This window comes from Acinetobacter sp. NyZ410, assembly GCF_022828975.1.
Classification (GTDB): Bacteria; Pseudomonadota; Gammaproteobacteria; order Pseudomonadales; family Moraxellaceae; genus Acinetobacter; species Acinetobacter guillouiae.
On record NZ_CP094620.1, the window covers coordinates 3,384,741 to 3,398,586 of the forward strand.

The 13,846-nt window shown below is 38.4% G+C and carries 10 protein-coding genes and 1 tRNA gene; 4 read left to right on the forward strand and 7 right to left on the reverse strand.

All coding sequences use genetic code 11. The features are described from left to right. Positions 1-255: 255 nt before the first annotated feature. Both MTO68_RS16085 and MTO68_RS16090 read left to right on the forward strand, forming a co-directional pair. Positions 256-792 carry a DUF4189 domain-containing protein gene (locus MTO68_RS16085; RefSeq protein ID WP_004822976.1) on the forward strand — a complete coding sequence of 179 codons (537 nt, stop codon included), beginning with the start codon at positions 256-258 and terminating at the stop codon, positions 790-792. A 403-nt stretch (positions 793-1,195) separates the two neighbouring features. Next, complete coding sequence (locus MTO68_RS16090) at positions 1,196-2,002, forward strand: alpha/beta hydrolase (RefSeq protein ID WP_244013458.1); 807 nt, start codon at positions 1,196-1,198, stop codon at positions 2,000-2,002. Positions 2,003-2,279: 277 nt separating this feature from the next. Here MTO68_RS16090 and MTO68_RS16095 read toward each other — a convergent pair. Both MTO68_RS16095 and MTO68_RS16100 read right to left on the reverse strand, forming a co-directional pair. Beyond that, positions 2,280-2,369, reverse strand: a tRNA-Ser gene (locus MTO68_RS16095). A 98-nt stretch (positions 2,370-2,467) separates the two neighbouring features. Next, entirely contained in the window at positions 2,468-4,501 is a 2,034-nt protein-coding gene (locus MTO68_RS16100) for an NADPH-dependent 2,4-dienoyl-CoA reductase (RefSeq protein WP_004823046.1), read from the reverse strand. A 263-nt stretch (positions 4,502-4,764) separates the two neighbouring features. Here MTO68_RS16100 and MTO68_RS16105 point away from each other — a divergent pair, with 263 nt between their 5' ends. Continuing rightward, positions 4,765-5,589: a hypothetical protein gene (locus tag MTO68_RS16105; protein WP_244013459.1), complete on the forward strand. Its 825-nt coding sequence runs from the start codon at positions 4,765-4,767 to the stop codon at positions 5,587-5,589. Between the two features lie 129 nt (positions 5,590-5,718). On the opposite strand, the gene dld is transcribed toward MTO68_RS16105, so the two are convergent. The 5 genes from dld to MTO68_RS16130 form a co-directional block, all read right to left on the reverse strand. Beyond that, positions 5,719-7,416, reverse strand: a complete 1,698-nt coding sequence (gene dld / locus MTO68_RS16110) for a D-lactate dehydrogenase (RefSeq protein WP_244013461.1) — start codon at positions 7,414-7,416, stop codon at positions 5,719-5,721. Between the two features lie 310 nt (positions 7,417-7,726). Continuing rightward, complete coding sequence (gene lldD / locus MTO68_RS16115) at positions 7,727-8,881, reverse strand: FMN-dependent L-lactate dehydrogenase LldD (protein ID WP_096734727.1); 1,155 nt, start codon at positions 8,879-8,881, stop codon at positions 7,727-7,729. Positions 8,882-8,883: 2 nt separating this feature from the next. Continuing rightward, positions 8,884-9,627, reverse strand: coding sequence for a transcriptional regulator LldR (gene lldR / locus MTO68_RS16120; RefSeq protein WP_034618110.1), 744 nt, complete (start codon positions 9,625-9,627; stop codon positions 8,884-8,886). A gap of 30 nt (positions 9,628-9,657) precedes the next feature. Next, on the reverse strand, positions 9,658-11,328 hold the full coding sequence (gene lldP / locus MTO68_RS16125) for an L-lactate permease (protein WP_171066882.1): 1,671 nt from the start codon (positions 11,326-11,328) through the stop codon (positions 9,658-9,660). Positions 11,329-11,900: 572 nt separating this feature from the next. Next, positions 11,901-12,818 (reverse strand): DMT family transporter, encoded by a 918-nt coding sequence (locus MTO68_RS16130; RefSeq protein WP_244013463.1) that lies wholly within the window; start codon positions 12,816-12,818, stop codon positions 11,901-11,903. Between the two features lie 152 nt (positions 12,819-12,970). On the opposite strand from MTO68_RS16130, the gene MTO68_RS16135 reads away from it, so the two are divergent. Then, positions 12,971-13,822: a LysR family transcriptional regulator gene (locus MTO68_RS16135; RefSeq protein ID WP_004724903.1), complete on the forward strand. Its 852-nt coding sequence runs from the start codon at positions 12,971-12,973 to the stop codon at positions 13,820-13,822. The last annotated feature ends 24 nt before the right edge of the window (positions 13,823-13,846 follow it).

Below are 13,846 nucleotides of genomic sequence, written 5' to 3' on the forward strand. Positions count from 1 at the left end.
AAATGGGGGTTTTCCGAACAATTTGATTTTTTCTATAAAAAAGAAAGCCAATGTTTATTTTAATGGCACATCAATTCACCAAATTATTGTATTAAAAGACGGAACTAAAAAATTTAGGTGCTATCCTTTCTACAGAGAATGCACTGACATTTAAAAACACAAAAGAACTTATTATCATTTTAAAATATAGGAATTATATAGAATAATTCATAGCTTTCCTTATTATTAAGCAATGATTTTAAAGGAGTTTATAGAATGATATTGACAAATAATCAGATTTTTAATTTATCTATTTTCTTTATTTTTATCATTTATTTAACTATTGAGAATGTACATGCTGAAGGGAATTGTCCTTCAGGCTATTATCCTGTAGGTGGACAAGGTGTTCAAGGTTGCGCACCTATTCCAGGTGGAGGAAGTGGTGGATATACGAATCAAAATCCAACTTTGTATCCTATGATTGAAACATTATGGGGTGCGATTGCAGAGGATAAAAGTAAAGGCTTAAAAGGGCGTCCAATTGGTTTTACAAGAAATTTTAAATCTAAAGATGAGGCACAAGCAAAAGCATTAAAAGCGTGTCAACAGGATGGCGGACAAAAATGTGAAGTATCTAAAACCTATTCTAATCGCTGTGTTGCTATAGCTGATCCAATTAATGATGGTCAAAAATCAAAAATTTTACTGGATTTTTCAGAGGATGGGGCTAAAAAAGGTGCATTAGTGTTTTGTTTAAGTGAAAATTTACAGCCTTGTCGTATTGTATATTCTGGTTGTAGTCTCGGATACTAGCACTAACAAAAACATAATTTACTGGTTCATACCCCAAATGATGATTTTGCCTTTATTAATCTGCATAAAGGCAAAACAACTGTATACCAGAAACACTTCTTGGACTTTAAACCACGGCAATTTTTTTGTTGCAGAATCTATTTTCAGTAATTTGGCTTATCAACTCGAATTATAGCTATTGCGCTCTATATGTAATTAAAAAATAAAATGATAATTGATCTATTCCATTTCTTAATTTCAACGTATTCGTCATGTTAGTCCGATGTATCATTAAAATGGTTAAAAATATGAGCGATATCCAATTTCCATAAAGGAAATCAATAAGTAATACATTTTGAATTACGAGTTCCAAAAAGGAACTTTACTATGTATTATAAACTTTGAAAAATATTGGATAACCAAAATGAAAAAAATTGCTCACCAAATTCTGCGAAAGCCATTTTTTGGAAGATTCGAAGTACCTTGGATTTGGCCTCAAGCTATTTCTAAAGAAGACTGGGAGGCTGTCACTATTCCCTTAACTGGCCAGCAAACACTCGCAGGCTACTGGAAAAGTGCACCAGCAGCAAAAGCAACTTTAGTACTTGCTCATCCAATGGGAAAAGCGGCTAAAGCATTTTGGCTTCGTTACGGACATGCGGATCTATTTTTAAAAAATGGCTATAACGTACTTATTTATGATGCTAATGGTTTTGGAGAAAGTGAAGGATTCTCATTTGACTATCCCAATGATGTATATCATGCAGGGATATATGCTCAAAAGCGGACACCCGAATTAAATGTAGGTTTAATTGGTGCGTCATTTGGTGCGGCTTGGGGACTATGCTCATTAGCAAAAGATGGACACCCATATAAAATTGCAGTATTTGAAGGCGCATTTCCGACCTTACCAGAATTCTGGAAACATTATCCAGTCGCTCATGCAATACTCAAGGTATCAAATACAGTGCTACCAAAACTTAATCAGGAACTCAATCCGTTAGCAAAATCTACACAGGTAAAATATCAACCACCCATCTTATTAATGTATGGAGAAAAAGATATCTATACCCCACCCGAGTTTGGCCACCGGCTTAAAGTAGGGCTCGACCATGTAACACAAGTAGAAATTAAAATCTTCGCGGATGCAGAACATACTTATATTTATCGAGATTTCCCTGAACAATATTCAGAATGCGTAATACCCTTTTTAAAGCAGCATTTTGCTTAGAAACGGTTTTATTACAAACCTATCTCTAAAGGCTTATTCAGCACGATGATTCTTATATGAATAAGCCTGCAACTAAAATCGATGGAAAAATATTTTGTCCAGTTTGGAATGGCTCTGGATGCCGCTATTCGCTGAGATCGCGATCAATACAATAGCAGACAAATGTTGTGTAGCACCGTCAATGGACTTGAGTAGTCATCAGCTAAAATTTCGAATAGTGCCAAATTTGTGCCAAATAAAAAGGGAATCAAACTATTCGTTTGATTCCCTTTTTATTTGGCGGGAGCGGTGAGATTCGAACTCACGGAGGACTCACACCCTCGTCGGTTTTCAAGACCGGTGCATTAAACCGCTCTGCCACGCTTCCATGTGCGCAAGAATACTAAGCTTTTCCAACTCTGACAAGAAAAAAATAGACTTAAACCATTCAAATGCATATTGTTTCATCAAAATAGATGATTTTGATTAAAGTTTAGCTGCTATTTCAGCACCTTCACGAATCGCACGCTTTGCATCAAGCTCACCAGCCAATTTTGCACCACCGATAATATGGTAATTTGCTAAAGTTGACTCACCCTCTTGAGGCATTAAGTCCTTAACGGATTCCTGACCTGCACACACCACAATCGTGTCTACTCGTAACAATTGATCATGACCATTGCTTTCAATCCATAATCCTTCATTGGTGACAGACTTGTATTGCACGCCACGCATCATTCTTACCGCATGTTTTTTCAATTGTGCACGGTGTACCCAACCCGAGGTTTTACCTAAACCAATACCCAGAGGTGTGGTTTTACGTTGCATCAAATATATTTGACGAATTGGTTGCTCTACCTCAGCAGGAACAAAACCGCCTTCAGTCATATAGTTTGGATTTGGGTCTACACCCCACTCGCGTTGCCAATCTGCCAAAGGTTGTGGTTGCGGCTGATGCTCAGGTTTTAACAAATATTCCGACACATCAAAACCAATACCACCTGCACCAACAACAGCGACTCTGTTGCCAACAGGTGCGCCACGCAAGACTTCCGCATAAGACAATACTTGCGGTGCGTTACTGCCTTCAATATTTAGACCCCGTGGAATCACACCTGTTGCGATCACCACATCATCAAAACCTTCACGTTCTAATTGCTCACGATTCACCTTGGTATTTAAACGTAAGTCCACACCAGTTTTTTCAATCTGAACCTTAAAATAACGTATGGTTTCATGGAATTCTTCTTTACCTGGTACAACTTTAGCAAGGTTAAACTGCCCACCGACCTCAGTAGAGGCTTCAAACAGAGTCACCTGATGTCCACGACTTGCCGCAATAGTAGCTGCTGACATTCCAGCAACACCACCACCAACAACCGCAATTTTCTTCGGTTTTTTTGTTTTGAGATAAACCAGTTCAGTTTCATGCGCTGCTCGTGGGTTCACCAAGCAACTTGCACGCTTATTTTGAAAACTATGATCTAAACAGGCTTGGTTACATGCAATACAAGTATTGATTTCATCAACACGATTGGTTGCGGTTTTACTTACCCAAAAAGCATCTGCCAATAATGGGCGCGCCATTTGCACCATATCAGCTTTACCTGCTGCCAAAATTTCCTCAGCAGTATCAGGCATATTAATTCGGTTGGAAGCAATGACAGGTACAGCGACATGCTTTTTCACTTCCGCGGTGTAATCTACAAATGCAGCACGCGGGACAGAGGTTACAATCGTGGGTACACGTGCTTCATGCCAACCAATCCCGGTATTGAGTAAAGTAATACCTGCTTTTTCTAATGCCTGTGCAACAGTGATCACTTCATCCATGGTATTACCGTCATGGACCAAATCGAGCATCGACAAACGGAAGCAAATAATAAATTTTTCGCCAACTTTGGCACGAATCGCTTTTACAATTTCGACTGCCAAACGCATACGGTTTTCAATTGGCCCGCCCCAACGGTCTTCACGTTGGTTCACATGGCGACTTAAAAATTGATTCAGTAAATAGCCTTCTGAACCCATAATCTCTACGCCATCATAGCCGGCTTTTTTTGCCAGACTAGCTGTTTCAGCATAATCTTGAATGGTTTCAAGAATCAGTTTGTCACTCATCTGACGTGGTTTAAACATCGAAATCGGTGATTTGATTGGGCTTGAAGATACAACAAACGGTTGATAACCATAACGCCCTGCATGCAGAATTTGCATCAGAATTTTTGCACCATGCTTATGTACAGCATGTGTGACTAAACGATGTGGTGCAATATCACCTAAAGTATTCATCGTACCACCGGCTGGCAACAACCAACCTTGGCGGTTTGGGGAAATCCCCCCTGTAATAATTAGCCCAACACCACCTTTGGCGCGTTCTCCAAAATATGCAGCAAGTTTTGGGTAGTTATAAAAACGATCTTCTAAACCTGTGTGCATTGAACCCATCACGACACGATTTTTAATGGTCGTAAATCCCAGATGGAGTGGTTTTAAGATATTTGCATAGCTATTTGTCATGATGAATCCTTTAAGTTTGGCTTTGCAACTTGTTGCATACTACTTTATCGAGTTTTAATTTTTTTTTGATGGCAATTTTTGATATTTTCATCGTAGATAGTGTCAATTCTATCTGCCTTACCCACAGCAAGAAGCAACACATCTTGATATGACTCAATTAAAAGAAAAGTGTTATACAGTTTTATAACAATCTTCTGTGTCAATTTTCGTTATTTTGCAATATAACTGCTGAATAAAAGTAAATAAGAAAAGGCATCAACCTTATGAGCCACCCAGTATTTTTAACCAGTTCTACCTTTAGCCATATGCCAAGAGGTAGTCAAAATCAATGGGCTGAGTTTTTTCAAAGTGCATCTTTTGAACTCGAAGCAAATGCATTCATTCCGATTTTATGGTTTATGCTGTTTAAGCAAGAAAATATTTTCTGGACAAGATATATAGATGATCTTGATATCAACGATGAACGCAACCAAGTTGATCTTGAAGAACGCCAAGAGGACTTTGGTGAGAGTCAGTATGCTTATTTAGTTATTGATCAACAGCAAGCACTCGTCAATTTAGTAGCGCGTAAACCCTTATTTATAGAAATTTTTGGGGTAGAAAATAGCTACCATTTTGATGACTTTAAATCTTTAATCGAACAACATTATCCTGAGTATGTTTTATTGCGTACCAGTGGTTTACCCTTGGATTTAAATGATGCCCATTTCTTAACCCAATTGCTACAACACATTGAAAATACAGCACAGGATCATTCACAACACATTTCTTTTATTGAAATGCAACGTATTGAGCTTGCACGTTTTGATGATCATCCTTATTTCTTTTATGGTGTGAATCTACATGCCCCTATTCACGATTTAAATATCAAAGAAAATCAATCCACACCAGATCAAACTGACCCTGCTCCATCTCAACAAGCTTTAGCAACTTCTGGATTGGCGATTTGGATTTGTACAGCGATCGTTACGATCTTAACCATTGCAATTTGGTTTACCACACAATCTGCACTCTACACGGTTGTTACCTTCTTTATCAGTGCTTTTGTGCTTGGATTTATTTCTTCTAAATTAGGCGAACAGAAATAAAAAAATAGCCATGCTTTTTTGCATGGCTATTTTCATTAAATAAATCAGTTCATCATCTAGCACTTTTTTAAAAGACTGTTTATCTGATAAATCACCACAAACAAATCAAATTAACACGACGCAATATCATCACTTCCAGTATTTTAATTTACTGGTCTGCCCAATGCCGACATTAAAGCTATTGGTTGGATCAAGCTTTTGATAATGATTTTTTAAAGTAGGTTTCGCAATATATAAATGCCCTACATTGTGTTCCGCAGGATATTCTGCACCACGGTTATCCAGCAAATGCCACATCTGATGTTCCATCGCCAAAGGATCTACCCCTTTTTTGACAATATAATCTTGATGAAACACATGGCAGAGGAAATGTCCGTAATACAATTTATGGGTAATTAAATCATCCATCTCTTGAGGTAAAGTTTCTACCCATTCACGGTCGTTACGGCGTAAAGCAATATCCAGCGCAACAATATCTTCAACTTCCGAACGATGCGTATCACGATAGCGAATTGCCGCACCTGCCACTGCGAAACGATGTAAAAAAGCCTTACGCCCTTCTTCATCCGTACAATGGAAAAAATCACCTGATGTTTTATGTTGAAAATATTCTTTTAAAAAGCGTTCGACTTGCTCAACATCTTGATTTTCGATACGAATCATCAAATGATGTTCATATAAGTCACGAAACTCATTCATCCGTTTTGGTAAATGATTGGGCAACAGCTTTGTCACCATCTGCAACATTTTATCAGACAAACTACGTAAGCCGATTTTTTCGAGATATCCATCCACTTTATCTTTTAATGCAAATGCAGCAGGCACTTTTGCCGTACCAAATTTTTCGATAAACATAAAGGTATCTTTGCCATATTCAGCACCAATATCATAGGCAACACGATGAATGTATTCACCCGCAATCGGTAATCTTGGCAAATCTTTGAGTAAGAAACGGCGGATTTCCGTCAAATCATCATGTGAGTTGGTCCCCACATAAAATACCTGACTTAGAATTTTTTCAAAGGTGTCTAAACGTACGGCAAAGACACAGACTTTACCCGCAGAACCTGAAGCTTCAAATAAACGTGATGGATCCGCATTGAAGCGTGCAGGTGTATTTTCATCAACCTGTTTAACATCATGTGCATAACGATGATCAGAAGCACAACAACTCGCATTATTAATAACATCATTGAGTTGATAGTTTTTATTTTCGAGTTTTGTCAAAATTTCTTCAGGTGTGTCACCCAGATTCACCCCCAAGTGATTGACCAACTCTAACTCACCTGACGCATTGACCTGTGCATAAAGTGCCAGTTCAGTATATGCAGGACCGCGGCGGACCAATGCTCCACCTGAGTTATTACATATTCCACCTAAAACCGATGCACCAATACAAGATGAACCAATCACTGAGTGCGGCTCACGATTATAGTGTGCCAACTCTTTTTCAAGACGATCTAAGGTTGCACCAGGTAAGCAAATCACTTGCTGACCTTGGTTAATCACTTGTATACCCGCCAAACGACGTGTACTCATTAAAATAACGGGTCGGTCGTAATCATCACCAAAAGGTGTTGAACCACCCGTAAGGCCAGTATTTGCAGCTTGCATAATCACAATACAGTCTGCATTTACAGCAGCTTGTAGCACTTGCCATTGTTCAAACAAGGTTCCGGGAACCACAACAGCCAGCACTTGCCCTGAGCCATAACGACGACCCTGACGATACAAGCGGGTAGCATGATCATGAGTTAAAACGTGTTGCTGACCGACGATGTTGATCAATTGCTGAATGGTGTGTTGTGAATCAATATTAGATTGCATTTTCCCTATCCTATTGATGAACCCTTATTCAATCTCATTCAATAAGGCATTCATTCCGACAGCGTTTTTCAATATTATTTGTATTGAGGGATCAACGATCAGTTCAAGCTACTTTTTTGATGAAAAGTAGCTTGAACCATGCTTATCCGCAAAACTTGTTAAATCACATCTTTTCATTTGATGCTTTGCAAATACATCATGTTATAAGGTCGTTCTGCCTCAAAGCACTACAGATGAAATTTGCATGGATGACATTTGCATCTATCAAATTGAACACTGTCATTTAGCTTGATGACGTATCAAAAATACATCACGCATCCAATGCTTTGTCTAACTTGACTAAACAATCGGCGTTAATGTCTGCAATTGTTTTGGCGCCCGTCAAAGTCATTGCGACACGCATTTCTTTATCAATTAATTCAAGTAGATTAGAAACGCCTGCACCACCCGCTGCCCCTAATGCATAGACAAAAGCACGTCCAAGCATGCAGGTATCTGCACCCAATGCCAGCATACGAACCACGTCCAAACCATTACGAATACCAGAGTCAGCAAGGATTTTAATATCCCCTTTGACGGCATCTGCAATTGGCGGAAGTGCACGCGCAGACGATAAGACACCATCTAACTGACGACCACCATGGTTTGATACAACAATACCATCGGCACCGAAACGTACTGCATCTTTGGCATCTTCAGGATCAAGGATCCCCTTAATCACCATCGGACCATCCCAAAATTCACGAATCCACTCAAGGTCTTTCCATGAAATAGACGGGTCAAAGTTACTGCCCAACCAACCGATATAATCTTCAAGTCCAGTCGGCTTTCCTAAGTATTTGGAAATATTGCCTAAATCATGTGGACGCCCCAGCAAACCGACATTCCAAGCCCAATGCGGATGGAAGCATGACTGCATATAACGACGCATCGCTGCATTTGGACCACTCATACCAGAATGCGCATCACGGTAACGCGCACCAGGTACAGGCATATCAACAGTAAACACCAAAGTTGAGCAACCGGCAGCTTTGGCTCGCTCTAAAGCATTTTTCATAAAGCCACGATCACGCAGCACATATAACTGAAACCACATTGGACGGTTAATTGCTGGTGCAACTTCCTCAATCGGGCAAACAGATACGGTCGACAAAGTAAAAGGAATGCCCTTTTTATCTGCCGCCACAGCAGCTTGAACCTCACCACGACGTGCATACATCCCTGTTAATCCAACAGGAGACAATGCAACTGGCATAGATAAAGTTTCATCAAACAATTTTGTTTCTAGGCTTAGCTGTGACATGTCATTTAAAACACGTTGCCTTAAAGCGATTTTTGATAAATCTTCTACATTTCGTTTTAGTGTATATTCCGCATACGCACCACCATCAATATAATGAAAAAGAAATGGGGGTAAACGACGTCGCGCGGCTTCACGATAGTCATTCGCAGAAGAAATAATCATGCTCATATCCTGTTTAATCGGCTCGCACGCTGACGACGGGCTTCTTCCTCATCAATCATACGCACTTGCTGTACTACAAATTCTATATGTCCACAGACCGCATCTCTTGCAGCATCTGGATCATGACGTTCAATTGCATCCATCACTTTAAAATGCTGATCATGCAATTGATCAAATCGATGTGTTTCTGAGTACACTTTGCGTCTACCCAAGAGCACGTTAAACTGCAACAGATCAAAAACGCCCCGCATCATCTGTATCAACACTAAATTGTGCGATGCTTCAGCAATCGCCAAATGAAATTTAGCATCGGCAAGTGAAGCTTGCTCATCATCACCAATCGACTGAAAATATGAAATCTGATCATAATATTCGCGAATCTGAGCCAGATCTTTAGGTGTTGCACGTTGTGCCGCATACCAAGCTGAACCACCTTCAAGGATTGTTCGCGCCTCTTGCACATCAAAACGATATGCTGGGTCTTCATCAATCAAATTACTTAGAGATTCAACAATTTGGTTTTGTGACCAATTCACCGGGAATTGTTGTAAATAGGTCCCCGCCCCGCCTTTGCTGACCAGCATTCCAGTACTGGTCAGTTGAGAAATCGCTTCTCTTAAAGAGGAACGGGATACGCCCAGTTGTTCACACAACTTTCGTTCAGCAGGTAAACGTTCTCCGACTTGCATGTTTTTTTCTTCAATTAACATACGAAGGCTTTGTACCACTTTGTCAGAGACTTTCATCTGCTTTCCTCATTCAGTGACGTTTTATGCTCATGGAATCATCCATGGGAACACATAAGCTTGTAGTGTAATAATAATACCGATCATTACAGTAAACGTTATACTGTGTTTAACCGTAAAACGGAACAGATCAGACTCTTTACCTACCAGCCCCACCGCCGCACATGCAATTGCAATCGACTGAGGAGAAATCATTTTCCCAGTGACACCACCACTGGTATTTGCAGCAACCAGTAATACTTCTGGGACACCAATTTGTTGTGCAGTTGTGGCTTGTAATGCCCCGAATAAAGCATTTGCAGAAGTATCCGAACCTGTAAGGAATACACCTAACCATCCTAAGAATGGAGAGAAGAATGTAAATGCTTGCCCCGTATGTGCCAATGCCAAAGCCAAGGTTGCAGACATCCCTGAATAGTTAGCAATAAAAGCAAATGCCAACACCATACCAATCGAATAAATTGGAATTTTTAATTCATTAACGGTTTCAGCAAAAGTAACCACTGCTTCTTTTGGCTTCATTTTTAAGAAAATAATGGTAATGATTGCAGCAATAATAATTGCGGTACCCGTCGCTGAGAACCAATCAAATTTATAAATTGCATCATAGTCTTTTACTTCAGCAACAACAGGTGGCATCTTTTGAATCATTTGATGCAAATATGGCACTTTGATAGAAATCACTAAATCATGCAGCGCGCCATCTTTGGTAAATAAATCCTTAAATGGTTTTACACTCCAGATCGTAACCATCACAGTTAAAATCGCAAATGGTGACCACGCTTTGGCAATTTGAGCAAGGCTGTATTTCTGCTGTTTCTGTTCAGCAAGATTTTCGCTCATGCTGTCATCTTCATTTGCAAAACGGAAGATATGCTTTGGCTGCCAATATTTTAATAAAATCGTTAATGAAACCAAAGACGCAATTGAAGCGGTAATATCGGGTAATTCTGGACCCACAAAGTTTGAAGTCAAATATTGTGCAAGCGCAAAAGAACCACCACCGACAATCACAGCAGGCCAAGTTTCTTTTACACCACGCCAACCGTCCATAATTGCCATGATCCAGAACAGCACAATTGGAACCATAAATGGCAACTGACGTCCAACCATCTGACTGATTTCCATTGTTTCTACACCAGAAACCTGTCCAGCCACAATAATTGGAATCCCCATTGCACCAAATGCTACAGGTGCTGTATTCACAATCAAACATAGACCCGCCGCATAAAGTGGTTTAAAACCAAGCCCCACCAATAACGCTGCGGTAATCGCAACAGGCGCACCAAAGCCAGCAGCACCTTCCAAGAAAGTACCGAAAGCAAAACCAACAAAAAGCATTTGCAGACGTTGATCTTCAGTAATCGACAAAATCGAAGAACGAATAATATCGAACTGCCCTGTTTTTACTGAAACTTTATATAGGAATACTGCACCAATAATGATCCAAGCAATTGGCCATAAACCATAAAAGAAACCATAGACCAATGATGCCAATGCCATCATCGTTGGCATTTGATAAGCAAATAATGAAACCAGTAAAGCCAATACAACTGTAATTGTCCCCGCAACACTTCCTTTCATGCGGAATACAGCAAGGGCTAAAAAGAAAAAGATAATTGGTATCAGTGCAATGGCACTGGATACCCAGATATTGCCCATCGGATCATAAATCTGTTGCCAATGTTGAAGCATTGTCATCTCCTTGAAATGCTTGCTAGAACGTGGAATGTCATTGAATCATCCATTTATTTCTCAATAATTGGTATGACCAATTTAGTTTTAAATTAAAAAATTTTGCACTAACTGCCACTTAATATTAATTTTTGCTGATTTAAAGATCAATAGTTGGCACTCAATTAATTATTTTGGTATGACCAATAATGCAAGTAATTCAGTCGATTCACAGATCAATCCTTCAGATTTCAGGGTTTAAAATCGAATAACTCATTTGTTTTATATTATATTTTTTTAAATTAAACTAATTTTATACAACTTTAGTCGTACGCTATTCTTTCATACACTTTTTAGTAACACTGATTTAAGTTTATTATCGGGTTTAGAAATACTGAAAAACCAAAATTAGTCAGACCAATTTAAAAATCAGTTAAAATAAGCGTTAAGGCATCGCCTTAAACAAACAAATATCAAGTAAAAATAGAAAGAAAAAAAGCAAAACCAATAAATGTTCACTGATTTTGCTTTTTACTTTAATTGAAAATTATATAAATTTAATCAACTATAAATTACTTCAACAATGCCCATTCATTGATTTAACGATGCTCACAACTCAATAAGGTTTCAGGTTTTTTCTTAATTTTAAGATTTAAAGAACTTGAAATAATTCCTGAACAAATCAATGCTGCGCCGATAATAATGTTGATTGTAATCGGCTCATGCCAAATCACATAACCAAAAAATAAACTTAGAATAGGAATACACATGATTGAAATAGACGCAACAAAGGTATCCACCTGACTCACAATCCAATTCCACAAGGCAAAGGCAAAACCTGTCCCAATCACAGCAATATAGAACAGGATTGAATCATTCAGTGGATTCATCCAAACTTTAACATCTACAGGTTCAAAAATTAAAGCACCGATCAAAATCACCACCCCACCCATCAGCAATTGCCAAAAGGTCAATTTGATTTTGTCATAAGTCGCAAAATTCTGTTTGATATAAACTGTGGTTAAAGCCCAGAAGAAGCCTGACAAGATTAAGAAAGCTTGACCAATTAACGATAAATTCAAATGAATATGATGTAATTGTGGCCAAAGAATCGCAACCAAGCCCAATGTGCCAAGAACCAACCCAATCATTTTTTGGCTATTTAAACGCTCATTTAAAATATAATGCGCCAATACACCAATAAAAATAGGCATAGTAAACACTAAAACCGCAGACAATCCTGAATCAACAAATTGCATGGCAAAGGTTTGTGTTGCATAAAAACCAATACAAATCATCAAACTTGAGATCATCAGTTTTTGCCATTCACCTTTTGCAGGTAAAACAGATTTTCTTAACAGTACTTGAACCAACATAAGGGTAAGCGCAGCTAAGATTAAACGCGTAGAAATAAATAAGAATGGCGGAAATATTTGCAAACTATGTTTGACCAATCCCCACAAAGATCCCCAGACGAGACACAATAATACAATTGCACCAATCACTCGAAGATTCATTTGCTGTACTCAACAGATGGAAAGTACATAGAGTATAGAAAATAAATGACATCATGAATAATGCTATGTTTTAATGTACACATCATTTTTTTTGATGCTAAAGCAGATACTTTAGTGTCAGCACGTATTCAATGCATTATTGAGGAATTGAAATGAATATCGATATGGGTGATATCAAATCATTTGTGACTGTTGCTGAACTAAAAAGCATTACCGCAGCAGCAAATAAACTCAATTATTTACAATCGAATATGACTGCAAAAATAAAAAAGATTGAAAATCACTATAAACGTCAACTATTCATCCGAAAACCCAAAGGTGTTGAGCTGACCGAATCAGGAATGAATTTATATCAACAATATAAAAAAATGATCTTCACGTGGGAAGAAACAGAAAATAAAATCTATCAACAGGAAAAATATTTACGCTTTGGTACCAACACCAGTTTAGGCGGGATGCGTTTCTACCCATCTTTTAGTCAACTTTATGAAACCTACCCTGAGCTTTCAATCACCATGAAAACAGGTGCTACAGGCTATATTGAAGATGAAATTTTACGCGGAAACTTAGATATCGCTTATGTTCTAGGTCACCCAAAACAGAAAAATATTCAGTATATTCAAAAGGCAGATGATCAATTGGTGATTATTGGGAAAAATGTCATCAACCATGACAGCCTTGAAGACTGTCTCAATCATCAAAATATTTTACTTGCCTCAGAAGAATGCTGTTATGCAACCACTTTAGATCATATTTATACAGATTATCATTTAACCAAAGGTGAATTAACCCATATTTATGATCATGAAGCCTTAGTCAATTTCACTCAATTGGGTATGGGAATTTCAATGATTGCAAAGTCACTGATTAAAAAATTTAATATTCAATATTATCGAGAAACACCCGAACAATATCGAGATATTGGATTCTATCTGATTGCACGAAGTGAACATGTATTTACCCCGATTGAAAAGCAGTTTATTGGTTTAAATGATCAGCTATGATCCCGAACAAATCAGATATATTGA

Bases quoted from the DNA above. Each gene is read 5' to 3' on its own strand.
- MTO68_RS16085 (WP_004822976.1), top strand. From the start codon at position 256: ATGATATTGACAAATAATCAGATTTTTAATTTATCTATTTTCTTTATT.
- MTO68_RS16090 (WP_244013458.1), top strand. From the start codon at position 1,196: ATGAAAAAAATTGCTCACCAAATTCTGCGAAAGCCATTTTTTGGAAGA.
- MTO68_RS16100 (WP_004823046.1), bottom strand. From the start codon at position 4,501: ATGACAAATAGCTATGCAAATATCTTAAAACCACTCCATCTGGGATTT.
- MTO68_RS16105 (WP_244013459.1), top strand. From the start codon at position 4,765: ATGAGCCACCCAGTATTTTTAACCAGTTCTACCTTTAGCCATATGCCA.
- dld (WP_244013461.1), bottom strand. From the start codon at position 7,416: ATGCAATCTAATATTGATTCACAACACACCATTCAGCAATTGATCAAC.
- lldD (WP_096734727.1), bottom strand. From the start codon at position 8,881: ATGATTATTTCTTCTGCGAATGACTATCGTGAAGCCGCGCGACGTCGT.
- lldR (WP_034618110.1), bottom strand. From the start codon at position 9,627: ATGAAAGTCTCTGACAAAGTGGTACAAAGCCTTCGTATGTTAATTGAA.
- lldP (WP_171066882.1), bottom strand. From the start codon at position 11,328: ATGACAATGCTTCAACATTGGCAACAGATTTATGATCCGATGGGCAAT.
- MTO68_RS16130 (WP_244013463.1), bottom strand. From the start codon at position 12,818: ATGAATCTTCGAGTGATTGGTGCAATTGTATTATTGTGTCTCGTCTGG.
- MTO68_RS16135 (WP_004724903.1), top strand. From the start codon at position 12,971: ATGAATATCGATATGGGTGATATCAAATCATTTGTGACTGTTGCTGAA.